This is a genomic window from Amycolatopsis heterodermiae (assembly GCF_034929455.1).
GTDB lineage: Bacteria > Actinomycetota > Actinomycetes > Mycobacteriales > Pseudonocardiaceae > Amycolatopsis > Amycolatopsis heterodermiae.
Genome location: NZ_JAYFSI010000009.1, coordinates 94299 through 117854, shown reverse-complemented (window position 1 = coordinate 117854; position 23556 = coordinate 94299). Strand labels below are relative to the sequence as shown.

The window sequence follows — 23556 nt, the reverse complement described above, 5'->3', positions numbered from 1 at the left end:
GGTCATGGCCGCAGAATCGGCCGGAACCCGTCGAGCACTGCTTGCACGTCGTCGGCGCCGCCGGCGTCGTGGCCGTTGTATTCCCAGACGCCGATCCGCTTCGGGCCCTTGTAGGCGTGGTAGGCGCCGAACACCGTGGACGGCGGCACGATCCCGTCCATCAGCCCGGCGGAGAACCAGGCGGGCGCGGTCGCGCGGGCCGCGAAGCCGACGCCGTCGAAGTAGGACAGCACTTCGAACGTCCTCGCGACGGCGTCCCGCTTGTCGGCCAGGTACCGCGTCAGCTCGAGGTACGGCCGCTCCCCCGCGACCAGGCTGGCCCGCTTGAAATCGCAGAGGAACGGCGCCTGGGCGTGCAGCGCGGCGACGTCCGGGACGAGCGCCGCGGTGGCGAGCGCGATGCCGCCACCCTGGCTGTTGCCGAGCACCGCGACCCGCGCCGGGTCGACGGCGTCGAGCGCGCGCACGGCGTCCACCGCGCGGGCCGCGTCGGTGAAGATCCGCCGGTAGACATAGGTTTCGCGGCTCTCTATGCCGCGGGTCAGGTGGCCGGGGTACGCAGGGCCGCTGCCGACCGGGTCGGGGGTCACGCCGCCCTGGCCGCGGACGTCGACCTGCAGGTGCGCGTACCCGGCGGACGCCCAGGTCAGCTCCTGCAGCGCGCTCCCCCGGCTGCCGCCGTAGCCGTGGAACTGGATGATCGCGGGCCGGGGTTGTTGGATGCCGCGAGGCAGCCGCAGCCAGGCTCGGACCGGGTGGCCGCCGAACCCGGCGAACGTCACGTCGAAGACGTCGAGGGTGCGCAGCGGCGTCTCGACCGGTGTGACTTCCAGGGCCAGGTCGTGGTCCCGGGCGTCGTCGAGGGTCGACGTCCAGAACTCGTCGAAGTCGGCGGGGGCGGCGTAGTCGCTGCGGTACTCCTGCAGCGCGGCGAGACCGAGGTCGGTGAGCATCAAAGTCCTTTCAGGACGGTGGACTCGCCGGCCCGCAGCCGCAGCTCGGTCTCCCGGCCGCGGTAGCGCACGCGCACCACGTCGGCCGGGTCGCCGGACAGCCGCCGCAGCACGGCGTAGGCCAGCTCACCTTCGCGCCATTCGAGGTCCACCGCGAGCCCACCGCGGCACCGCAGCCCGCGGGCCTCGCCGGACGGCCAGTCCGCGGGCAATGCCGGGAGCAGCGTGACAACGTCGTTCTGGCTCTGCAGCACCAGTTCCGCGAGCCCCGCGGGGAAGCCGTAGTTGCCGTCGATCTGGAACGGCGGGTGCGTGCTGAACAGGTTGGGCAGCAGCCCGCCCCACTCGGAGCCGTCGACCGGGGCGTCGCGGTGGCGGTCGCCGGTGAACGGCTGCGACGCCTCGCTCAGCAGTTCGCGCGCGGTCTCGCCGTCGCCGAGCCGGGCGCGCAACGCGATCTTCCACGCCCACGACCAGCCCATCGCCCCTGGTCCACGCCGTTCGAGCAGGGCACGCGCGGCGGAGGCGAGGTCCGGCGTCGCGACGGCGTCGATCTGCCCGAGCGGGTAGAGCGCCACCATCTGCGACATGTGCCGGTGGGCGGGGTCGTCCTCCGGGAAGTCCTCCGCCCATTCCTGCAGCCAGCCGCCTTCGGTGACGGTGAGCGGACGCAGGCGCGGCAACGCCAGCGCGATCTCGGCGCACAGCGGATCGTGGACGTCGAGCGCGTCGGCCGCGGCGAGGCACCGCTCGAACACCGCGCGGATCAGCGCGACGTCCATCGTCACCGAGTACGTCAGCGACTCCTTCGTCCCGGCTTCGGAGAGGAAGAGGTTCTCCGGGGACGTCGACGGGCATGTCTCGAGGAGGCCGTCCTTCTCAACCAGCCAGTCGAGGCAGAACTCGGCGCAACCACGCAGCATCGGCCAAGCCGTGGAAGCCAGGAACGCGCGGTCGCGCGTGAAGTCCCAGTGCTCCCAGGCGTGCTGGACCAGCCACGCGCCGCCCAACTGCCAGAGCGCCCACGACGGGTTGCCGTGCCCCATGCCGACGGGCAGCGCCCAGCCCCACGGGTCGGTGTTGTGGTGGGTGACCCAGCCGCGCGCGCCGTACAGCTCACGCGCGACGTCGGCGCCGGTGACCGCGAGCTTGCCGAGCAGGTCGAACAGCGGGAGGTGGCATTCGCCGAGGCCAGTCGTCTCGGCGGCCCAGTAGTTCATCTGGGTGTTGATGTTGATCGTGTAGTTGGACGACCAGGCCGGGCGGAGGTCGTCGTTCCAGATGCCCTGCAGGTTCGCGGGCGGCGCCCCGGGCCGGGACGCGCTGGCCAGGAGGTAACGGCCGAACTGGAACAGGACGGTCGCGGTGAGCTGCTCGTCCTTTCCGGACAGCAGCTCGGCGACGTCGTGGGTGCCGCCGCGTCGTTCGCCGATCCTCAGCGAGGACGCGCTCAGCAGCGGGCGCAGGTCGGCCTCGTGCGCGCGACGCAGCTCCGCCATCCCGGTCTCGATCGCCTGCTCGGCCAGCACGGCCGCGCGTCGCCGGTGTTCGTCGCGGGTGTGCTGGCGATCGCCGATCCAGGCGTCGTACGCACTGGTCGAGCTGGCCAGGACGATCAGGACGCCCGTTTCTGTCCGGGCGACGCGGACGGAAACCGCGCCGAACGGGTCGTAGCCCTCGACGGTCCCGTACCGCAGCGGCTCCTCCACCTGCGGTTCGTGCCTGGGTGCGCCGTCGATCGGGATCTCGATGCCCAGGTCGAGACCGTCTCGCGAGACCTCACGCAACGGTGTCGACACGTCGACGTCGACCTCGATCGAGCCGGACAGCGCGACGCACAGCACCTGCGCGGGACGGCTCACCCAGGTCGTCCGCTCGACGTCGTGGCCGTCGACGGTCAGGTGCTCGGTCGTGATCCCGTTGTCCAGGTTCAGCGTCCGGCCGTGGGAGGTGCCTTCGGGCAGGGTCAGCCAGAGGTCCACGTACGGCAGGAACTCCTGGCTGTACGGGCCTTCGAAGGCCATCAGGAGTGCTTCGGCGCGACGGAAGTCCTTTGCGAACACGGCCTCGCGGACCTCGACGAGGCGCTCCGGCCCGGCGTCGATGTCCTTCAACGCCGATGCGGGACCATGCGGCGTGCCGGACCAGACCGTGGCGTCGTTGACCTGGATCCGCGTGCGCCCGGCGCCGCCGAAGACCATCGCGCCGAGCCGGCCGTTGCCGATCGGCATGGCCTCGGTCCATTCCGCGGCCGGGTGCGGCCAGGAGAGCTGGAGATCCGTCATTTCAACCCCGTGAAGCCGATCGAGTTCACCAGCCGGCGGCCGAACGCCACGAACAGCAGCAGCATCGGGAGCGCGGCGACGAGCGTGGCGGCCATCAGGCCGGCCCAGTCCAGCGCCGCCTGCGGCGAGGACTGCTTGAACACCGCGAGCGCCAGGGTCAGCGGGCGGACGGTGTCGTCGTTGGTGACCAGCAGCGGCCACAGGTAGTCGTTCCAGGTGTTGATGAACGTCAGCAGGCCCAAGGTCGCGATCGGGGCGGCGCTCATCGGGAGGACGATCCGGAAGCAGACGCGCAGCGGGCCGGCGCCGTCGATGATCGCGGCCTCTTCGACCTCGTTGCTGAGGCCGAGCATGAACTGGCGCAGGAAGAAGATGTTGAACGCCGAGAAGAACGCCGTCGGCAGGATCATCCCGCCGAAGCTGTTGAGCAGCCCGAGGTCCTTGATCAGCACGAAGTTCGGCAGCAGCGTCAGCACCTGCGGCACCATCAGCGCGGTCAGCAGCACCGCGAACAGCGCGTTGCGGCCCTTCCACCGCAGCCGCGCGAAGGCGAACGCGGCCAGCGCGGAGAAGAACACCGTGCAGACGGTCAGCAGCACCGCGTAGACGATCGAGTTCCGCAACGCCGACAGCAGATCGATCGATGCGGCCGACCCACCCTGCGCCGCGGCTTCGGCCGGGGACGCCAGGCCCAGCGCGCGTTTGAACGCGCCCACCGTAACGTCGACCGGGACCAGCGAAGACGGGTCCGTCGCCATCGCGTAGTTGTTCGACAGCGCGGTCCGGACGATCCAGTAGAACGGGAAGATCGTCACCACGAGGACGATCACGAGGTAGGCCCAGGCGACGACCCGGCCCGGGGAGATCCGCTTGCGCACGACCCTCCTAGTTGGTGTCGGACTCGCCCGCGCGAGCCATCCGGAGCTGGGCGAAGGTGACGGCGGCCAGCAGGACGAACAGGGCCAGCGACATCGTCGCGGCGTAACCGAAGTCGAACTGGCCGAACGCCTTGTCGTAGATGTACATCTGCAGCACCTTCGACGCGTCCGCCGGACCGCCCTTGGTCGTCACCTGCACGATGTCGAAGATCTGGAACGAGCCGATCACCGTCAGCACCACGACCATCACCAGGATCGGCCGCAGCAGCGGCACGGTGAGCCGCCGGAACATCTGCAGCTCGCTCGCGCCGTCGATCCGGCCGGCCTCGTAGACGGTGGCCGGGATCGTCTGCAGCCCGGCGAAGATCAGGACCGCGTTGTAGCCCATGGTCTTCCAGACGTTGAGCCCGGCCAGCGTCGGCACCGCCCAGCCGCCCGAGCCGAAGAACAGCACCGGCTCGCCGGTGAGCTTCGTGATCAGGACGTTGACGATGCCGAGCTGCGGGTCGAGCATCCACGACCAGACCAGCGCGGTGACCACGCCGGAGATGAGGAACGGCAGGATCATCAGCCCGCGGACGGTGGCCGACACCGCGAGCCGGTGCAGGATCACCGCCGTCACCAGGGAAACCAGGATGCCGAGCACCACCGAGAGCGCCACGAAGTAGAGCGTGACGAGCAGCGAGTGCCAGAACGTCGCGTCCCCGAACAGCTCCTGGAAGTTGCCCAGGCCGATCCAGCGCGGCTCGGTGAGCACGTGGAACTCGGTGAAGCTCAGGTACAGGCCGCGCAGGGTCGGGTAGGCGAAGAACACGGCGAACCCGGCGAGCGCGGGACTGACGAGCAGCCACGCGATCGGCGCGTCCCGGCCCCTAGACGGTGATCTTGTCGACGTCATAGACATAACCGGCCTGGTTGCCGATCTGGATGGTGTTGGCTCCGGCCTGCAGGTACACCGGGACGGTCGTGCTCTGCGGGGTGTTCCAGTCGTCGTCGTTGCTGCCGGCGACCGGGAGCGGGAACGAGGTCCCGTTGATCGTGACGATGCCGGTGCGGCTGGAGTCACCGTCCACGTAGGACAGTTGCAGCAGGTAGGTCCCCGCCTTGGGCACGGTCACCGTCGGCAGCACGACGTAGCCGCTGCCGCCGAGGTAGCCGACCTTCTTGCCGTTACTGCACGCGCAGTCGTAGACGGTCGCGCCGCCTTGTGGGGTGCCGTTCTCCGCCTCGTACGTCTTCGGGCCACCGGCTTCGGTCGTGATGAGGCTGTACTTCTTGCTCGGCGCGGACGGTTTCCCCTGGCTCCGATTCGCGACGACCGTGAAGTCGTACGACGTCGACGGCTTGAGACCGGTGACCGTGGCACTGGCGCCGCCGGTGGACGTCATCCTGCGCCCGTTCGCGAAGACGTCGTAGTTCTGCGCGCCCCTCGACGCGTCCCAGGCCAGCGAGACGCTCGTGCCGGTGACGCCGGTGGCGTGCACGACGCCGGGCGCCTGCAGCGCGTCGCGGTCGCGCGGGGTGACCTTCAGCAGCCGCGAACCGTGCACCGGGAGGACGGCGGAAGCGGTGCTTTCCCGGTGGGACCACAGGTCCCGGATCTGGACGGGACCGGTGATGCCGAGCTGCGCGAGGTCCGCGGTGACGCGGGCGGGCGTCGCGGCGAGGTTGAACAGCGCGACCGTGTAGCTGCCGTCGGCGTTGCGGTTCGACCAGACCTGCTGGTCGCTCGTCTGGCTCACCGGCTTGGCCGGGATCCCGGCCTGGTTGACGGCGATGACCTCGTCGTTGGTCAGGAGCTTGACGCCGTAGTCATCGAGCTGGGTCAGGTCGTCGCCGATGTAGAGCGGCGCGGCTTCGATCGCCCAGAGTGTCATGTAGCTCTGGCGCTCGGCCTCGGTGAGACCGTCCATCTTGCCGCTGCCGACGTCGAGCGAGTCGAGGTTGTTCCAGTGGCCGGGGCCGGCGTCGGGGATCCACTGCACGACGTCGTTCCAGCGCTGCTTGACCGAGTTGTTCCAGGTCACGAGGGTGTCGCAGTAGCACTCGACGTCCGTGTCGACGCGCCAGCCGTTGGTGTTCGCCTTCCAGACGCCGGCTTGGCGGTGGCTCAGCGCCCAGGAGACGACGAACTCCATCGGGCGGCCGGTCTTGGCGATGGCTTTGTGCCACGCTTCGACGTCGGAGGTGTTGGTGTAGTTCGGGCCGCCCTTGAAGGAGCCGGGGCCGACACCGTCGAGCTTGAGGAAGTCGACGCCCCAGCCGGCCAGCAGCCGCGCCACGGAGTCCACGTAGGACTGGGCGCACGGGTTCGTGAAGTCGATCTTGTAGGCCGAGTCCCAGCCGTTGGTCTTGCGCAGGTCGGGGTAGACGAGGTCTTTCGTGTGGCAGTTGGTGGTGCCCGCGATCGGCGAGTTGCCGTCGTTGTACGCCCTGAGGTCCAGGCCGACCGCCAGGTACGAGCCCAGCTTGAGGCCCTTCTTGTGGACGTAGTCGGCGACGTACTTCATGCCGTCCGGGAAGGTCGCCGGGTTGACGACGGGACGGGCGTACTGGTCGAAGGAGTTCGACCAGCCGGCGTCGATGTTGACGTAGGTGTAGCCGTGCTGCTTGAACTTCGCGGCGAGGACGTCCGCCTGCTGCAGGACGTGCTTCTCGGTGAGCCAGCTGGCCGAGCCCGCCGGGTTGACGCCCGGGTAGTTCGTCGACTCGAGGCTCCAGCTGCTCCAGCCCATGTAGGGCTTCTGAGCTACCGGCGCTTCCGGCTGGGCGTCCGCGGTGGGAGCCGTGAGCAGGCCCGCGGTCACCATCAGTCCGGCGAGGGCACCCAGGGCCCGTCTGCCGCGTGCGGCCATGACCACTCCTTTGAGGTCTGCAGACATCGGAGGACCACGGCTCGTTTCAGCTGAACCGTGGATCCTATAGGATCTACGACTGGAGATTCTGGCTGCTGGGGTTCACAAATGTCAACGGCCGCGTCGGACAGAGATCAGACGAATCTCGGACTGTCGGGGGTGACGGCTAGGTTCGGGGCATGTTGACCACGCTCGCCGTCGAGAACTACCGCTCGCTGCGCGACCTGGTGCTGCCGCTGTCCGGGCTGACCGTCGTCACCGGGCCGAACGGCAGCGGCAAGTCGAGCCTGTACCGGGCGTTGCGGCTGCTGGCGGACGCGTCCCGCAACGGCGCGGTGGCGGCGCTGGCCCGCGAGGGCGGGCTGCCGTCGACGCTGTGGGCCGGCCCGGAGACGATCGGGCGGTCGGTGCGCGAGGGGCGCACACCGGTGCAGGGCACGGTCCGGACGAAGGCGCTCGGGCTGAAGCTGGGGTTCGCGGGTGACGAGTACGGCTACGCGCTGGACCTGGGCCTGCCCGTGCCCACGGAGACGATGTTCAACCTGGACCCGGAGTTCAAGCGCGAGGCGGTGTGGTCGGGCCCGGTCCTGCGCCCGTCGGCGCTGCTGGCCGACCGCGCGGGCCCGGTGGTCCGCACGCGCGTCGAGTCGGGCGGGTGGGGTGCCGACCGGTTCGAGATCCGGCTGACGGACAGCATGCTGAGCGAGTTCGCCGACCCCAGGGCGTGCCCGGAACTACTGCTGGTCCGCGAGCGCATCCGCGGCTGGCGGTTCTACGACCACTTCCGCACGGACGTCCACGCGCCGGCCCGCCAGTCCCGGATCGGCACGCGCACCCCGGTCCTGTCGCACGACGGCGCCGACCTGGCGGCGGCGTTGCGCACGATCATCGAAATCGGCCGCGCCGCGGAGCTGGAGTCGATCGTCGACCAGGCCTTCCCCGGGTCACGCTTGGAGGTGGTGGCCCCGGAAAGCCGTTTCACGGTCCGCTTCCACCAGCACGGCCTGCTGCGCCCCCTGGAAGCGGCGGAGCTGTCGGACGGGACCTTGCGGTTCCTGCTGTGGGTGGCGGCGCTGCTTTCGCCGCGTCCCCCGGAACTGCTGGTGCTGAACGAACCGGAGACCAGCCTGCACCCGGATCTGCTGCCGGCGTTGGCATCCCTGATCGCGGTCGCGGCGAAGGAGACCCAGGTGGTCGTGGTCTCGCACGCCCAGCCGCTGATCAGGGCGCTGTCGGAGATCGCGGAGGTGGGCGAGGTGGAGCTGGAGAAGGAGTACGGGGAGACCAAGCTGGTGGGGCAAGGGAGGTTGGACCGGCCCTCGTGGCACTGGCCCGCCCGCTGACCAAGGTCGTGTCGTCCATTCAGGTACGCGTGTCGTCCATCGCGGTCCGCTTACGAGATCCGCCCGGCAGCCCGCGGTGAACCCGGCTGGACGACACGCGTACCCGGCTGGACGACACGCGTACTCAGATGGACGACACGGTAACCTCAGCGGCCCTTGGTGCTTTCCCGGATCTCCAGCGCGAACGGCGTCTGGACGTCCTGCGGCGGCGCCGACTTCTCCCCCGTGATGCGGCGGCTCACCAGGTCGATCGCCGCCTCCGCCAAAGCCGTCTTGTCCGGGGCGATCGTCGTCAACGCCGGTAGCGAGAAGGCGCTCTCTTCGTTGTTGTCGAACCCCACGATCGCGACGTCCTCCGGCACCCGCAGGCCCAGCTCGGCGACGGCTCGCAACGCGCCGATCGCCAGGAGGTCGTTGAAACAGAAGACCGCGTCGGGCGGGGATGGCAGCGTCAGCAACGACTTCATCGCCGCCGCACCATAACCGCGGTGCCACTTCTCGGCCGGGGCGACCAGGGTGTCCGAATAGGACAGACCCGCCTCCACCAGGGCCGAGCGGTAGCCGGCCAGGCGCTGGGACGACGTCCCACGCGCGGGGTTGCGGCCGATCGCCGCGATGCGGGTGCGGCCCAGGGACGCCAGGTGGGACACCGCCACGTGCGCGGCCAGGACGTTGTCGATCGCCACATGATCGATGGGGACGTCGACCGCGTGCTCGCCCAGCATCACCAGGGGGATTCCGCCCGGTTCGTCCGGAAAATCCGCGGCCTCCAGCGCTTCCGGGTGGACCAGCGCGCCGTCGACCAGGTGGGGGCCGAGGGACGACAACGTCTTGCGCTCGCGCTCGCGTGTCCCCTGTGTCTGTTCGATCAAGACACTCCAGCCCCGCTTCTGGGCCGCCGTGATGACCAGGCCGGCCAGTTCGCCGAAGTACGGGATGGACAGCTCCGGCACCATCAGCGCCAGGAAACCGGTGCGGCCGCGGCGGAGGTTGCGGGCGCCGACGTTCGGGCGGTAACCGGTCGCGGCCAGCGCTTCTTCGACGCGGCGGCGGTTTTCCGGCTTGACGAAGGCATAGCCGTTCACGACGTTCGACACCGTCTTCACCGATACTCCGGCGAGCGTGGCGACGTCCTTGAGCGTCACGGTCACGGGCGATCCCTTCACCTCAGCGTGAGGTCGAAGTGTAGCGACAATTTGCCGGTTTACAACGTTGTTCCAACGATGTAAAAAGTACCTCAAGGCTCCCGCGGTGACTCCGATCACCCCGGTGAGCGGGCCACCACCGTCGCTGCCCGAGGAGTCGCTGTGCCGCTGTCCACCCGTCCCCGCCTGGTCCTGGTCACCGCGGCCGCCGCCGCGCTCACCCTCACCTCCTGCACCGCCCGTGAGGAGACGCCGGCCGCGCCGTCGAACGGCGGCGGACCGGCCGCTTCCGCGTCCTCCGCCGCGCCTTCCGCCGACGGCTGCACGCTGGCGAAGACCGGCTACCCCAAGATCGACCCGAAGACCGCGGTGATCGGCTTCTCGCAGTCCGAAAAGGAGGCCAACCCCTTCCGGATCGCCGAGACGCAGTCCATTCGCGACCAGGCCGCGAAGCTCGGCATCCCGACGGACAAGCTGCTCGTCACCAACGCCCAGAGCGACCTCAACCGGCAGATCAGCGACATCAAGTCGCTGCTCGACCGGGGTGCGCAGCTGCTCGTCGTCGCGCCGCTGAACTCCGACGGCCTCCAGCCGGCGCTCGACGCCGCGAAGGCCAAGAAGGTCCCGGTCGTCACCATCGACCGCAAGGTGACGTCGGCGCCGTGCACCGACTACCTGACCTTCATCGGCTCCAACTTCGTCGAGCAGGGCAAGCGCGCGGCCGACGCGATGGTGAAGGCGACCGGCGGTAACGGCAAGGTTGCGATTCTGCTCGGCGCGTCGGGCAACAACGTGACGACCGACCGCACCTCGGGCTTCAAGGACGAGCTGGCCAAGACGCCGGGCCTGTCCGTGGTCGCCGAGCAGACCGGCGAGTTCGACCGGTCCAAGGGCCAGGCCGTGATGGAGCAGCTGATCCAGAGCCACCCCGACCTCACCGCCGTCTACGCCGAGAACGACGAGATGGGCATCGGCGCGGTGAACGCGCTGAAGACCGCGGGCAAGTCGCCGGGCAAGGACGTCAAGGTCGTCTCGATCGACGGCACGCGCAACGCCGTCCAGCTGATCGCCGACGGCAGCTACAACGCCGTCATCGAGTCCAACCCGCGCTTCGGCCAGCTCGCCTTCGACACGCTGCAGAAGTTCGCCGACGGTCAGCCGATCCCGGCCAGCATCGTGATCACCGACGACCAGTACGACGAGACCAACGCGGCGCAGAAGGTCGGGAACGCGTACTGATGACCGCAGCCACCGAAGAGGACGTCGCCATGACGACCGCACCGGTGCTCGAGGTGGCCGGGGTGACCAAACGGTTCCCCGGCACCCTCGCGCTCGACGACGTCAGCTTCCGGCTCGCCCCCGGCGAGGTGCACGCCCTCGTCGGGGAGAACGGCGCCGGCAAGTCGACGCTGATCAAGGTCATCACCGGCGTCTACCAGCCCGACGAGGGCGAGGTGCGCCACCTCGGCGAGCCGGTGACGTTCAAGCAGCCGATCGAGGCGCAGCGGGCCGGGATCTCCACGATCTACCAGGAGGTCAACCTCGTCCCGCTGATGAGCATCGCCAGCAACGTCTTCCTCGGCCGCGAACCGCGCACCCGCGCCGGGCTCGTGGACTGGTCCAAGATGTACGCCGACGCCCGCGAGCTGCTCAAGGGTTACGGCATCCACGACGACGTCAAGCGCCCGCTGCACACCCTGGGTGTCGGCGCGCAGCAGATGGTCGCCCTCGCCCGCGCGGTGTCGACCGACGCGAAGGTCGTCATCATGGACGAGCCGACGTCGTCGCTCGAACCGCGTGAGGTCGAGACGCTCTTCGAGGTGCTGAACCGGTTGCACGCCGAGGGCATCGCGATCGTCTACGTCAGCCACCGGATGGACGAGCTGTACCGGGTCTGCGACAGCGTCACCGTGCTGCGCGACGGCCGGGTCGTCCACAGTGGACCGCTGGCCAAGCTCCCGCGCATCGAGCTGGTGTCCCTGATGCTCGGCCGCGAAATCCGCCAGATCCGCGAAGAGGGCGTCACGGCGTTCGGCGAGGAACACGACGTCGACCGCGAACCGCTGCTCAAGGCCGAGCACCTGGCCGGCATGCGGCGGCTGCACGACGTCTCGGTGAGCATCCGGCCCGGCGAGGTCGTCGGCCTGGCCGGGCTGCTCGGCTCCGGGCGCAGCGAGACCGCGCGGGCCATCGTCGGCGCGTTCCCGCTCGACGGCGGAAGCGTCCTGCTCGCGGGGAAACCGTTGAAGAAGGGCAAGATCGCCGCCGCCATGCGCGCGGGGATCGCGCTGCTGGCCGAGGACCGCAAGACCGACGGGATCATCCCGAACCTGTCGGTGCGCGAGAACATCGTGCTCGCCGCGCTGCCGACGCTCTCGCCGTTCGGCCTGGTCAGCAAGGCCAAGCAGGACAGGGTCGTGAAGATCTTCATGGAGCGCCTGCGGATCAAGGCCTCGAGCCCCGAGCAGAAGGTGTCCGAGCTGTCCGGCGGCAACCAGCAGAAGGTGCTGCTCGCCCGCTGGCTGGCCACCGGCCCGAAGATCCTGCTGCTCGACGAGCCGACCCGAGGAATCGACGTCGGTGCCAAGGCCGAAGTCCAGGCGCTGATCGACGAACTCGCGAAGGAAGGCCTCGGCGTGCTGCTCATCTCGTCCGAGCTGGAGGAGCTGATCGACGGCTCGGACCGCGTCATCGTGCTCCGCGACGGCTCGGCCGTCGGCGAGCTGACCGGTGACGGCATCACCGAGGAAAACGTCCTGGCCGCGATCGCAGCGGAAGGTGACAACGATGTCTAGCGCCACCCTGACCCGAACGCCCGACCGGGCCACGGTCACCGCGTGGCTGCAGAACTACGGCGTCTACCTGGCCGTCGTGGTTCTGCTGCTGTTCAACGTCTTCTTCACCGAGAACTTCCTGTCCGCGGCCAACTTCCGCACCCAGCTGGTGCAGGCGGCGCCGGTCTGCATCGTCGCGCTGGGCATGGCGCTGGTGATCGGCACCGAGGGCATCGACCTGTCGGTCGGCTCGGTGATGTCGATCGCCGCCGCGCTCATCCCGCTCTACCTCGGCGCCGGGCCGATGACGGCCGTCATCGTCGCGGTGATCGCGGGCATCCTGTCCGGCCTGTTCAGCGGCTACCTGGTGGCCTACCTGGGAATCCAGCCGATCATCGCGACACTGGCGTTGCTGGTCGGCGGCCGCGGGCTCGCGCTCGTCATCGCCCACGGCCAGCTCGTCCAGCTGCACAACCAGGACTTCCTGGAGCTGGGCACGGGTGACGTCCTCGGCGTGCCGATCATGGTCATCGTCGCGGGGGTGCTCGCGGTGCTGGCCGGGCTGGTGGTGCAGCGCACGACGTTCGGGCGGCAGCTGGTCGCCGTCGGCGGCAACCGGGCCGCCAGCTCGCTGGCCGGGCTCCCGGTGAAACGCGTGCTCGTGGGCGTCTACGTCATCTCCGGGGCGCTGGCCGCGGTGGCCGGCGTGCTCGCGACGTCGCGGCTGGGCGCCAGCGACCCCAACGACCTGGGCCTGCTGATGGAGCTGTCCGCCATCACCGCGGTCGTCGTCGGCGGCACGCCGCTGACCGGCGGCCGGGTCCGCGTGCTCGGCACCGTGTTCGGCGCGCTGCTGATGCAGCTGGTGCACGCCACCCTGATCAAGCACAACCTGCCGGACTCGACCGCGCAGATGGTCCAGGCGGCCATCATCGTCGTGGCCGTGTACGTCGCTCGTGAGCGGAGCCGCAAATGACCGCGACCCAGACCACCGCGCGCAACGCGGCGTTCGCCGGGGTCCTGCAGCGCCAGGGTGCGGCCGTCGTGCTCGTCCTCGGCCTGATCGTCGCGTGGTTCGCGTTCCCGCGCTTCGGGTCCGCGGACAACCTGCGCGACCTCGCGCTGCAGGGCTCGTTCCTCGCGGTGATCGCGCTCGGCATGACGTTCGTGATCATCTCCGGCGGCATCGACCTCTCGGTCGGCTCGAACTACGCGCTCGGCGGCGTGCTCGCCGCGTACGGCTCGCAGTACGGCTTCTTCGTGGCGATCCTGCTGCCGCTGGTCGTGTGCTCGGCGATCGGGCTGATCAACGGCGTGCTCATCGCCCGCACCGGGATGGCGCCGTTCATCGTGACGCTGGCGACGCTGCTGTTCGCCCGCGGCCTGCTGCTCGCCATCACCTCCGAAGGCGCGACGACGTTCAAGATCGCGCCCGGCTCGGCGATCCTCTGGCTCGGGCAGGGCACGATCTTCGGCGTCGGCGTGCCGGTGTACCTGACGCTCGTGCTGTTCGCGCTCGGCGGGGTCCTGTTGCGGCGCACCGGGTTCGGCCAGTCGGTGTTCGCCATCGGCGGGGCCGAGCAGTCGGCGCTGCTTATGGGCCTGCCGGTGGTCCGCACGAAGATCACGCTCTACACGCTGAGCGGCGCGCTCGCCGGTTTCGCGGGCGTCCTCACCGCCGCGTACCTGCAGTCCGGCGTCACGGTGATCGGCGTCGGCACCGAACTGGACGCGATCTCGGTCGTCGTCATCGGCGGCACGCTGCTCACCGGCGGGGCCGGGACGATCGTCGGCACGCTCGTCGGCGTGCTGCTGCGGGTGCTGATCCAGAACGTCATCAACCAGGTCGGCACGCTCGACTCCAACTACCAGACGGTGGTGAGCGGGGCCTTCCTGCTCATCGTCGTGGTGATCCAGCGTCTGCTGGCGCGGTCCCGAACCCGCTGAGCTCCTTTCCCCCGATCAGGAGGTCTCAACGATGTTTCGTCCTGCCCGCAGAACCCGCCGGTGGCTCACCGCCACCGCCGCGTTCGCCGTCGCGGTCGCCGGCCTCGGCACCGTACCCGCGGCGAGCGCCGCGGACGCCCCGCAGTGGCAACGCCTGACCCCGCCGCTGTCCACCCCGTGGACGAAGGACGTCTCGCCCACCAACGCCCTGCCCGACTACCCCCGCCCGCAGCTGACCCGCGACAAGTGGCAGAACCTCAACGGTGTCTGGGAGTTCGCCAAGGCGACCCCGGGTGAGGCCGCGCCGGTCGGGAAGACGCTCGGCGAGCGGATCCTCGTGCCGTACCCGGTCGAGTCCGCGCTGTCCGGGATCATGCGCCACGAGACGAACATGTGGTACCGCCGCACGTTCGAGGTGCCCAAGAACTGGCAGATCGGCAAGGGACAGCGGCTGCAGCTGCACTTCCAGGCCGTCGACTACGACGCCACGGTCATCGTCAACGGCAAGACCGTCGGCCGCCACACCGGCGGGTACGACGCGTGGTCCGTCGACGTCACCGACGCGCTGACCACCGCCAGGACCCAGGAGATCGTCGTCGGCGTCGCCGACCCGAACGACCAGGGCGGGCAGCCGATCGGCAAGCAGCGCCAGCCCGGCGACGGCATCTTCTACACGCCGTCCTCCGGCATCTGGCAGACCGTCTGGATGGAGCCGGTCGCCTCGGCGCACATCGACCGCCTCGACACCACCCCGGACGCCGCGACCGGGACGGTCACGATCAACGCCGTGGTCGGCGGGCCGGTCAAGCAGCGGGTCGACGCGACCGCCTACGACCACGGGCGCCTGGTCGGGCACGTCACCGGCGACGCGAACAAGCCGTTGAAGCTCAAGGTGGACCGGCCGCACCTGTGGACGCCGGACGACCCGTTCCTCTACGACCTGCGCGTCAAACTGTCCACAGGGGACGAGGTCGGCTCCTACTTCGGCATCCGGTCGATCAGCGTCGGCAAGACCGCCGACGGCAAGCAGCGGATGCTGCTCAACGGCAAGTTCGTCATGCAGGTCGGCCCGCTGGACCAGGGTTTCTGGCCGGACGGCATCTACACCGCGCCGACCGACGCGGCCCTGAAGTTCGACCTGCAGCAGGAGAAGGCGCTCGGCTTCAACATGGTGCGCAAGCACATCAAGGTCGAGCCGGACCGCTGGTACTACTACGCCGACAAGCTCGGTTTGCTGGTGTGGCAGGACATGCCGGCGATGAAGGACGACATCGAGCCGTCGCCCGCGTCGCGCGTCAACTACGAGTCCGAGATGCACCGGATGATCGACCAGCACCGCAGCTTCCCGTCGATCGTCACGTGGGTGCCGTTCAACGAGGGCTGGGGCGACTACGAGGTCGGCCGGATCGCCGACGAGGTCAAGGCGTGGGATCCCTCGCGGCTGGTCAACGCCGAATCCGGCGTCAACTGCTGCCGGTCCGAACCGGACAGTGGCAAGGGCGACATCTACGACGACCACACCTACACCGGGCCGGGAACGCCGGTGCAGACCGGCACCCGCGCCGCGGTCGACGGTGAGTACGGCGGGCTCGGCCTCAAGGTCGACGGTCACCAGTTCGACCCGGCCGGCAGCTTCGCCTACGAGATGGAGCCCGACAGCGCGACGCTGACCCGGCGCTACGGCGAGCTCCAGCAGCGCCTGCTGCTGGTCGCCCAGCGGTGCGGTGTCTCGGCCGGGGTCTACACGCAGACCACCGACGTCGAGAAGGAGGTCAACGGCTTCTTCACCTACGACCGGCAGGTGAAGAAGATGGACTTCGCGGCGGTCCGCGCGGCCAACGAGGCGGTCATCAAGGGCGCCACGGGCAAGCCGGTTTCCGGGCCATCGGTGCCCGCGGGCACGCCGGGGATCGACGGCATCGCCGCCTACCCGTTCGACGAGAACACCGGCACGGTGGCGAAGGACGTCGTCGGCAGCCACGACGCGACGCTCGTCGGCGGCGCCTCCTGGACCGCGGGCAAGAGCGGTTCGGCCTTGGCCACCAACGGTTCCGGCCAGTTCGCCGACACGGGCGCGGCGCTCGTCAACACCGAGGGCAGCTACAGCGCGGCCGCGTGGGTCAAGTTCAACCAGGTCGGCGACGGCTTCCAGACGGTGGTCAGCCAGGACGGCGACAGCACCAGCGCGTTCTTCCTGCAGTACTCGGGCCAGGACCACCGGCTGGCGATGAGCTTCGTGGGCACGCGGGCGCTGGCGCCCACGGCTCCGGAGGCGAACCGCTGGTACCACGTGGTCGGCGTCCGCGACGCGGCTTCGGGCACGCTCAAGCTGTACGTGGACGGCCAGCTGGCGGCCACGAAGAGCGTCTGCCTCGGCGACCCGTCGACGGGCCACACGGTGATCGGCCGTGGCAAGTACGGCGGTGGCCCGGTGGACTACCTGGACGGCGCGGTCGACCAGGTGCACGTCTACGACCGGGCGCTGTCCGACGCGGACGTGAGCGCGTTGTACACCAGCGGTAAGTAGCCGGTTTCGTCCGGAAAGGCCGCATCGGGATCGTCCCGGTGCGGCCTTTCCGCGTTCCCGGTAACACGGTCCGGACCCCCCTCGATACGGGACTGAACCGACACTCCAGGGGGAGGCCCGATGGGCTCGAAGGTCCGGGCGGCGGCCGTTTTCGCTGTCACTTCCGCACTACTGGCCGCGGGCGCGGCCGTCGTCACCGCGGCACCCGCGGCCGCGTCGACGATCACCGGGATCGCGGCCGGCTCGTGGGCGTACGTCGACTCGGCGGCGCCGCGCACCAGCTTCACCGACCCGGCGGGCGACGTACCCGTCGGCGCGCACACGTACGCCAACGGCGTCACCCACGTCTCGAAGTCCTACGTGACGTTCGACCTCTCGGCCCTGCGCGGGACGCGCCTGGAACGAGCGGGTGTCTCCGTCGACGAGACCACGGTCGCCGACTGCTCGGCACCCCGGACCACCGAGCTGTGGCTGACCGATCCGGCGAAGAAGCCGACGTGGAACAACCAGCCGGCCGAACTGGTCGAGGCGGGCGGTCCGATCGTCGACACGTCCTGCCCCGCCCGCGGGGTGTTCTGGAACGCCACCACGGCCGTGCAGAACGCGCTCGACGCCGGCCGCAAGACCGCGACGTTCGCCCTGCGGCTGCCCGACGCCCAGCAGAGCGACCCGAAGTCCGGGCGCGCCTACGACCCGCACGCGACGCTCAGCATCAGCTACAACCGCGCGCCGCTGAAGCCCGTGCAGCTCACGGTCGACACCACCCACGCCTGCGCAGCGAAGCCGGTCGTGGTGGGCCCCGGTTCGACGAGTCTCGGTGCAGTGATCACCGATCCCGACGGCGACTTCGGCCAGGCCGAGTGGGCGTTGTGGCCGGTCGACCATCCCGATCAGAAGACCACGCTCCAGAACTACTTCAGTGGCAACGGCGCCGTTTCGGTGGACGTCCGGGACCGGCTCGCCGACGCGACCACGTACGCGTGGCAGGTGCGCGGACTCGACGGCCCGGACGCCGGGCCGTGGAGCGCGGTCTGCAAGCTGACCACCGACTTCGTGCCACCGGACAAGCCGCCGGTCGTGTCCTCGAAGGACTACTACGAAGTCGGCCTCGGCACCGGCGGTACCGGTGTGCCCGGCTCGTTCACGTTCGCGGCCAACGGCGTCCCGGACGTCGTCGGCTACTACTACGGGCTCTTCGGCTCCCCGCGCGACCACGTCGCGGCCACGCACAAGGGCGGTCCGGCCACCGTCACCGTCGTGCCGGACTCGAGTGGTCCGCAGTACCTGTCGGTGTGGAGTGTCGATGCGGCCGGCACGTGGTCGGACCGGACCGACTACCGCTTCTGGGTCGCCGCCAACGGCCCGTCGATGACGTGCGCCCCGGCCCACGCGTACCTGGGCGAGACCCAGCACTGCACCTTCGCCCCGCACGGCACCGACGGCGCTTCCGGGTACGTCTACTCGATCGACGGTGAACCGGAGATCACCGCGCCGGCCGGACCGGACCACACCGCGACCATCGACGTCACGCCGTCCGAGGCGACCAAGCCCTACTACGTCACCGTGCGGGCCCGGATGGGGAACGGCAACCTGTCCGGTCCGGGCGGCGGGCAGCTCCCGATCGACCGTGGGCTGCCCGTGGTCGACGTGCCGGCGGACGCCATGGTCGGCAAGCCGGTGGTCTTCACCCTGCACGCGCCCCTGCCCGGCTCGGTGACCTTCACCTACGACTGGGACTACGGCGACCCGGTGACCGTCCCGGTCGGACCGGACGGCACGGCGCGAGTGACGATCGTGCCCGACTCGGCGTACGGCCACTACCTGGACGTCCACACGACGACCGGCGCCGGGCTGGTGTCGGCCACGAACGAGGTGAGCGTCCAGGTCGCTTCGAACGAGCCGACCGTGACCAGCACCGAATATCCGGAGGGCCGGCAAGGCGGGTACGTCACCACACCGGGCACGTTCCGCTTCTCGTCGTCGGTGCCGGGCGTCGTCGGCTACACCTACACCTACCGGGGGTCGGCGGTCACCGTGCCCGCGGGCCCGGACGGCACCGCGAGCGCCGCCTTGACCCCGCTCAGCACCGACACGCAGTACCTCGAAGTGACCAGTACCTTCGCCGACGGCACGGTGTCGGAGCCGGCGTACTACTCGTTCCACCCCCGCTCCGCCGCGCCGCCGCTCACCTGCGACGCGGATGGCGGCGCGCAGCCGGGCCAGGTGGTCCACTGCACGCTCACGCCGGTGCAGCCGGGCCTCGCGGTGTACGGCTACTCCGTGCGGACGTGGAGCACCACCGGGCCGGAGGTGGCCGTCCAGCCCGCCGGCGACGGCACGGCGGCGTTCGAGTTCACCGTGCCGGCGCTCCCAGAGCGCGAACTGCTGTCGGTAACGGCCTGGAGCGCCAACGCGGCGGGACAGCGCTCCGACACCTCGTACACCAGCTTCTACGTCACCCCGGATCCGGCGAGCCTGCCCCGGGCCGTGCGGGCGAGCTGAACACCGTGACGGCCACCCGCCGTGGTGGCCGTCACGGTTGCCCTGGAGTGCGCTCCAGCCCCTAGCGTCGATCGGGACAACGACTGCTGGGGAAAGGAACCGACATGACCGGCGAGCGCTTCGAGCGTGGCCTGAAGACCCTGACCGAGATCGACGGCGAGGCCGGGCACCGGGTGCTCGACGCGCTCGCCGACGTCTCCCCCGCGCTGGGCGAGGCCGTCGTCTCGTGGGGGTTCGGGGAGATCTACTCGCGGCCGGGGCTGGCGCCGCGCGACCGGCAGCTCGTCACCCTCGGCATGCTGACCGCCCTCGGCGGCTGCGAGCCGCAGCTGGACGTGCACGTCAACGCGGCGCTCAACGTCGGCCTGACCCCAGCGGAGATCGTCGAAGCGCTCCTGCACTCGGCCGTCTACTGTGGATTCCCGAAGGCGCTGAACGCGACCTTCACGGCCAAGAAGGTCTTCGGCGAGCGCGGGTTGCTGCCGGTGACCGCGGAATAGGGGTGGGCTCGTGCGGGTGGTCCTGTTCGGCGCGACCGGGATGGTCGGGCAAGGCGTGCTGCGGGAGTGCCTGCTGGACGAGCGGGTCGAGGCGGTGCTGGCGGTGGGCCGGGCGCCGGCCGGCACCACCCACCCGAAGCTGACGGAGCTGGTGCGCGAGGACCTGTTCGCGCTCGAGCCGATCACCGGGTACGACACGTGTTTCTTCTGCCTCGGCCTGTCGTCGGTCGGGGTGGCGGCCGACGAGTACGAGCGGATCACTTACCAGCTCACGCTTTCGGTCGCCGCGAAGCTGCCGGAGAACACCACGTTCGTGTACGTCTCGGGCGCGAGCACCGACAGCACCGAACGCGGCCGGGTGCGCTGGGCGCGCGTCAAGGGCGCGACGGAGAACGCGCTGGCGAAGCTGCCGCTGCGGACGTTCTTCTTCCGCCCCGGCTACATCCAGCCGCTGCACGGGATCACGTCGAAGACCCCGCTGTACCGCACGATCTACCGCGTGGCCGCGCCGCTGTACCCGGTGCTGAGCCGGCTGGCGCCGCGGGTGGTGACGACCACCGAGGAGATCGGCCGCGCGATGCTGGAGGTCGCAGCGAACGGCTACGAACACCAGATCCTGGAGAACACCGACATCACGGCGGCGGCGCGGCGCTGAGCCGTCACCGGCCGCGCGCGACCAGCCCCGCCAGCAGGTTCGTCAGGCCCTCGGCCAGGGCCGTCGTGAACAGTTCGGCCACCGGCGGGCCGCCCAGTTCGGCGGACGCGACGGCGACGGCCTCGGTCGGGTTGGCGTACGGCCACAGGCCCGACACCACCACGACCAGCGCACTCGCGAAGTGCGCGGCGCCCTCGGCCGACAGCTCGGGGATCTGGTTACGGACCAGCGTGGCGAGCCGTTCGGTGTTCGCGGCCGCGCGGCGCTTGAAGCCGCGGGCGAACTCGAGCGAGATGTTGCGCTCCAGCACCGAGCCCATCGAGCTGACCAGGTCGCACAGCAGCGGACGCCCGGCCAGCGACGTCGCCAACGTCCGGGCGAGACGTTCTTCGCGCGCGAAGCCGGGTTCGGCGGCGCCGGGGTCGGGGAGGGTCTCCTCCAGCGAGGAGAGCCAGTCCGTCCAGGTGTCGTCCAGGACCTCGAGGAAGATCGCCTCGCGGCTGTCGAAGTAGCGGAGCACGTTCGACTTCGCGAGCCCGACCCGGCAGCTGAGCTCCCGCAGGCTGATCTCGGCGACCGGCCGCTCGGCGAGCAGCTCGCGCGCGGCGGCGAGGATCGTGGCACGGCGTGCCTCGATCTGCTCCGGCCGCCGGGCGCGCTGGAATCCGCCGCTCATGAGGCCGAGGTTACCGCTCGGCCGGACCGGGCTGAACGTTCATTCAACTAGAATCGACGTCATGGCCACCCGGAATCCCGCCGCGAAGCGCCGCCAGCTGCTCGAAGCCGCGCTGGCGGAGTTCGCCGCGCACGGCATCGCCGGGGCCCGGATGGACCGGATCGCGACGCGCGCGCAGTGCAGCGCGGGCCTCGTCTACACGTACTTCGGCAGCAAGGACGACCTGTTCGACGCGGTCTTCGACACGATCGTCGAGCGCACCCTCACCGAGACGCCGATCACCGCCGACGACCTGCCCGGGTACGCCGGCCGGCTGTTCGACGGCTACGCCGCCTACCCCGAGGTGCCCCGGATCTCCGCCTGGTACCGCCTCGAGCGCGCCGGCACCGGCCGCACGATCCAGGCGATCACGGACTCGGCCAAGGGCAAGGTCGACGCCATCCGCGCAGCTCAGGAGGCCGGCACGGTCTCGGACCGCTTCGAGCCGGAACAGCTGCTGATGATGGTGGTCAGCCTGGCGTCGATGTGGTCGGCCCAGACGGTGGAGATGATCGCGGTGGCCCCCGACGACCAGGCCTACCGCCGCGCGACGGTCACCGAAGCGGTCCGCAAGCTGATCAGCTGACCGCCTTCTCCTCCCGCCGGGACTTCACCCGGCGGTAGCTCCAGATCAGCAGCGCGAACAGGATCACCGACGACAGGATCAGGCTCGATCCGGTGCTCCAGCCGCTGAACGGCAGCGACTTCACCGTGCCCCAGACGATGCCCGCGGCCAGCAGCGCGAGCCCGGCCAGCACCGAGCCGGCGATCCGCAGGGGTGACGAGACGCTCTCTTCGGCCGCCTTCATCGCGCGGTCGCGGACCGGGTCGACGTACCGCTCCAGCTTCGGGAACTCCGACGCGAGCAGCAGCAGCCCGGCGAGCACCAGCAGCAGGCCCGGTCCGGGCAGGACCAGCAGCAGCACGCCGACCACCAGCAGGATCGCCCCCGCCACCGTGATCAGGATGCGCTTGGCCTGTTTACCGATCCCCACTCGGCCACTCCCCTCGTTCCGTCCGATTCTTCCCGGTTGTGCCCCCGCGTGCCACTCGCGAGTACCCGGATCCGCGCCGCGGACACCACCAGCCCGCAGAGCGTGGCCACACCCAGCCAGACCACGACGCCCGGCCAGACGTACAAGATCTGCCCGAACGTGCCCCGCCGCCCGGCGAACACCGCGCTCATCAGCTCCGGCAGCAGCACCAGGACCAGCGCCGGCAGCAGGCACGGCACCGACCGCAGCCCGGCCCGCCACCACGACGTCCGGCGCGCCGCCCACCGTCGCGCGTGGACGACGCCGAGCACGGCGAGCACCACCGAGAGCAGGATCAGCCCGGCCAGCACCCGGTCCGCGACCACCCCGGCGGGCAGCGCGAGCTCCGGCGTCCCGCCCTGGACGAGCGTCGCGAGGCCCTGCGCCAGCGACTCGGCGTCGTTGTCCAGGGCCAGCCCGGTCGTGGCGAGCACCGTGACGCCGTAGCCGCCGGGCAGCAGGATCTGCGCCGCGGTGTGGCTGAACCACTCGCCGTTGTGGGACAGCTGCCCCGGCCGGTAGGCACCCCAGCCGAACGCGTAGTCGCGGCCGGGCGCCGGGGTGTGCGCCAGCGCGGCCGAGGACGGCGACAGCACGCCACCGCCGTCCCGCTGCGCGATCAGCCACCGGGTCAGGTCGGCCGCGGTGCTCAGCACGCCGTGGCTGCCGCCGGTGAACCAGTCCGGCTCGGACACCGGGACGGCGAAGCCGAACGCCCGCACGTACCCCGGCGAGAGGTCCGCCGACGGACTGTCCACAGTGGAACTGGCCGTCATGCCCAGTGGGAGAAACAGCCGGGTCCGCAGGTATTCGGGGTACGGCTGCCCGGCGACGACCTCGACGATCCGGGCGGCCACCTCGTAGTTCGGGTTGTGGTAGTGGAACGTCGTGCCCGGCTCGTCCGCCAGGCCCGCGTCCCGCAGCCGCGAGACGGCTTCGGCGAGGGTGTGCGGCTGCGGCAGCGTCAGGTCGGGGAACGCCGAGTCGGCCATCCCGGACGTCTGGTCCAGCAGCATCCGCACGGTGATCCGCGCGCCGCGCGGGTCGGCGAGCCGGAACTCCGGCAGGTACCGCGTCACCGGCTCGTCGAGCCCGACACGGCCGGCGTCGACGAGCTGCAGCACCGCGAACGCCGTCATCGACTTGCTCAGCGACGCGATCGGCAGCCGGGTGGACGCGGTGATCGGCGCGCCCGCGGCGTCGTGGCCGTACCCGGCGACGCGCACGACGTCGGCGCCGTGCGTCACGGCGATCGCGGCCCCGGGCAGGCCGGTGTGGTCGAGGTAGGCGCGGACGTAGTCGTCGATCCCGTCACTCCCGGAAGCGGCGGAAGCGGCGGAAGCCGGGGTGATCGTGAGCATCAGCAGCGCCCCGAGCAGCGCGAACAGCCTGGTCATGGCGCAAAAGTAGGCAGCGGGCCCGCCCGCCGTCGGCTGCCGGACG

19 protein-coding genes are annotated in these 23556 nt (G+C 70.3%); 10 read left to right on the top strand and 9 right to left on the bottom strand.

What is annotated here, in order from left to right; genetic code table 11:
• Positions 1–2 precede the first annotated feature (2 nt).
• The 5 genes from VA596_RS32760 to VA596_RS32740 are packed head-to-tail and all read right to left on the bottom strand — an operon-like array spanning position 3 to position 6971.
• Positions 3–953 (bottom strand): acetylxylan esterase, encoded by a 951-nt coding sequence (locus tag VA596_RS32760; RefSeq protein ID WP_323332086.1) that lies wholly within the window; start codon positions 951–953, stop codon positions 3–5.
• Positions 953–3238 (bottom strand): glycosyl hydrolase family 95 catalytic domain-containing protein, encoded by a 2286-nt coding sequence (locus VA596_RS32755; protein ID WP_323332085.1) that lies wholly within the window; start codon positions 3236–3238, stop codon positions 953–955. The genes VA596_RS32760 and VA596_RS32755 overlap by 1 nt, the downstream gene beginning before the upstream one ends.
• Positions 3235–4116, bottom strand: a complete 882-nt coding sequence (locus VA596_RS32750) for a carbohydrate ABC transporter permease (protein ID WP_323332084.1) — start codon at positions 4114–4116, stop codon at positions 3235–3237. The genes VA596_RS32755 and VA596_RS32750 overlap by 4 nt, the downstream gene beginning before the upstream one ends.
• Positions 4117–4123: 7 nt before the next feature.
• Positions 4124–5014, bottom strand: coding sequence for a carbohydrate ABC transporter permease (locus tag VA596_RS32745; protein WP_323332083.1), 891 nt, complete (start codon positions 5012–5014; stop codon positions 4124–4126).
• Complete coding sequence (locus VA596_RS32740) at positions 4989–6971, bottom strand: CBM35 domain-containing protein (protein ID WP_323332082.1); 1983 nt, start codon at positions 6969–6971, stop codon at positions 4989–4991. The genes VA596_RS32745 and VA596_RS32740 overlap by 26 nt, the downstream gene beginning before the upstream one ends.
• A 179-nt stretch (positions 6972–7150) precedes the next feature.
• Here VA596_RS32740 and VA596_RS32735 point away from each other — a divergent pair, with 179 nt between their 5' ends.
• Positions 7151–8314 carry an AAA family ATPase gene (locus VA596_RS32735; protein WP_323332081.1) on the top strand — a complete coding sequence of 388 codons (1164 nt, stop codon included), beginning with the start codon at positions 7151–7153 and terminating at the stop codon, positions 8312–8314.
• 146 nt (positions 8315–8460) lie between these two features.
• On the opposite strand, the gene VA596_RS32730 is transcribed toward VA596_RS32735, so the two are convergent.
• Positions 8461–9465, bottom strand: a complete 1005-nt coding sequence (locus VA596_RS32730; RefSeq protein WP_323332080.1) for a LacI family DNA-binding transcriptional regulator — start codon at positions 9463–9465, stop codon at positions 8461–8463.
• Between the two features lie 156 nt (positions 9466–9621).
• On the opposite strand from VA596_RS32730, the gene VA596_RS32725 reads away from it, so the two are divergent.
• The 8 genes from VA596_RS32725 to VA596_RS32690 all read left to right on the top strand — a co-directional run bounded on the left by VA596_RS32725 (position 9622) and on the right by VA596_RS32690 (position 20364).
• Positions 9622–10698: an ABC transporter substrate-binding protein gene (locus VA596_RS32725; RefSeq protein WP_323332079.1), complete on the top strand. Its 1077-nt coding sequence runs from the start codon at positions 9622–9624 to the stop codon at positions 10696–10698.
• Positions 10698–12254 (top strand): sugar ABC transporter ATP-binding protein, encoded by a 1557-nt coding sequence (locus VA596_RS32720; protein ID WP_323332078.1) that lies wholly within the window; start codon positions 10698–10700, stop codon positions 12252–12254. The genes VA596_RS32725 and VA596_RS32720 overlap by 1 nt, the downstream gene beginning before the upstream one ends.
• Positions 12247–13209, top strand: a complete 963-nt coding sequence (locus VA596_RS32715) for an ABC transporter permease (RefSeq protein WP_323332077.1) — start codon at positions 12247–12249, stop codon at positions 13207–13209. The genes VA596_RS32720 and VA596_RS32715 overlap by 8 nt, the downstream gene beginning before the upstream one ends.
• Complete coding sequence (locus VA596_RS32710) at positions 13206–14180, top strand: ABC transporter permease (protein ID WP_323332076.1); 975 nt, start codon at positions 13206–13208, stop codon at positions 14178–14180. The genes VA596_RS32715 and VA596_RS32710 overlap by 4 nt, the downstream gene beginning before the upstream one ends.
• Before the next feature lie 31 nt (positions 14181–14211).
• The gene (locus VA596_RS32705; protein ID WP_323332075.1) at positions 14212–16707 is read left to right on the top strand and encodes a LamG-like jellyroll fold domain-containing protein; all 2496 of its coding nucleotides are present in this window, start codon (positions 14212–14214) and stop codon (positions 16705–16707) included.
• Between the two features lie 120 nt (positions 16708–16827).
• A complete protein-coding gene (locus VA596_RS32700; RefSeq protein WP_323332074.1) occupies positions 16828–19209 on the top strand; it encodes a DNRLRE domain-containing protein in 2382 nt (793 codons plus the stop codon).
• A gap of 104 nt (positions 19210–19313) precedes the next feature.
• A complete protein-coding gene (locus VA596_RS32695; RefSeq protein ID WP_323332073.1) occupies positions 19314–19709 on the top strand; it encodes a carboxymuconolactone decarboxylase family protein in 396 nt (131 codons plus the stop codon).
• 10 nt (positions 19710–19719) lie between these two features.
• Positions 19720–20364, top strand: coding sequence for a Rossmann-fold NAD(P)-binding domain-containing protein (locus VA596_RS32690; RefSeq protein ID WP_323332072.1), 645 nt, complete (start codon positions 19720–19722; stop codon positions 20362–20364).
• A gap of 4 nt (positions 20365–20368) precedes the next feature.
• Here VA596_RS32690 and VA596_RS32685 read toward each other — a convergent pair whose 3' ends face one another.
• Positions 20369–21040: a TetR/AcrR family transcriptional regulator gene (locus tag VA596_RS32685; protein ID WP_323332071.1), complete on the bottom strand. Its 672-nt coding sequence runs from the start codon at positions 21038–21040 to the stop codon at positions 20369–20371.
• 61 nt (positions 21041–21101) lie between these two features.
• Here VA596_RS32685 and VA596_RS32680 point away from each other — a divergent pair, with 61 nt between their 5' ends.
• Positions 21102–21665: a TetR family transcriptional regulator gene (locus VA596_RS32680; RefSeq protein WP_323332070.1), complete on the top strand. Its 564-nt coding sequence runs from the start codon at positions 21102–21104 to the stop codon at positions 21663–21665.
• On the opposite strand, the gene VA596_RS32675 is transcribed toward VA596_RS32680, so the two are convergent.
• Entirely contained in the window at positions 21658–22074 is a 417-nt protein-coding gene (locus VA596_RS32675; protein ID WP_323332069.1) for a PGPGW domain-containing protein, read from the bottom strand. The two genes, VA596_RS32680 and VA596_RS32675, sit on opposite strands and share 8 nt — an antisense overlap.
• Positions 22041–23510 (bottom strand): serine hydrolase domain-containing protein, encoded by a 1470-nt coding sequence (locus tag VA596_RS32670; protein ID WP_323332068.1) that lies wholly within the window; start codon positions 23508–23510, stop codon positions 22041–22043. The genes VA596_RS32675 and VA596_RS32670 overlap by 34 nt, the downstream gene beginning before the upstream one ends.
• Positions 23511–23556: the final 46 nt, after the last annotated feature.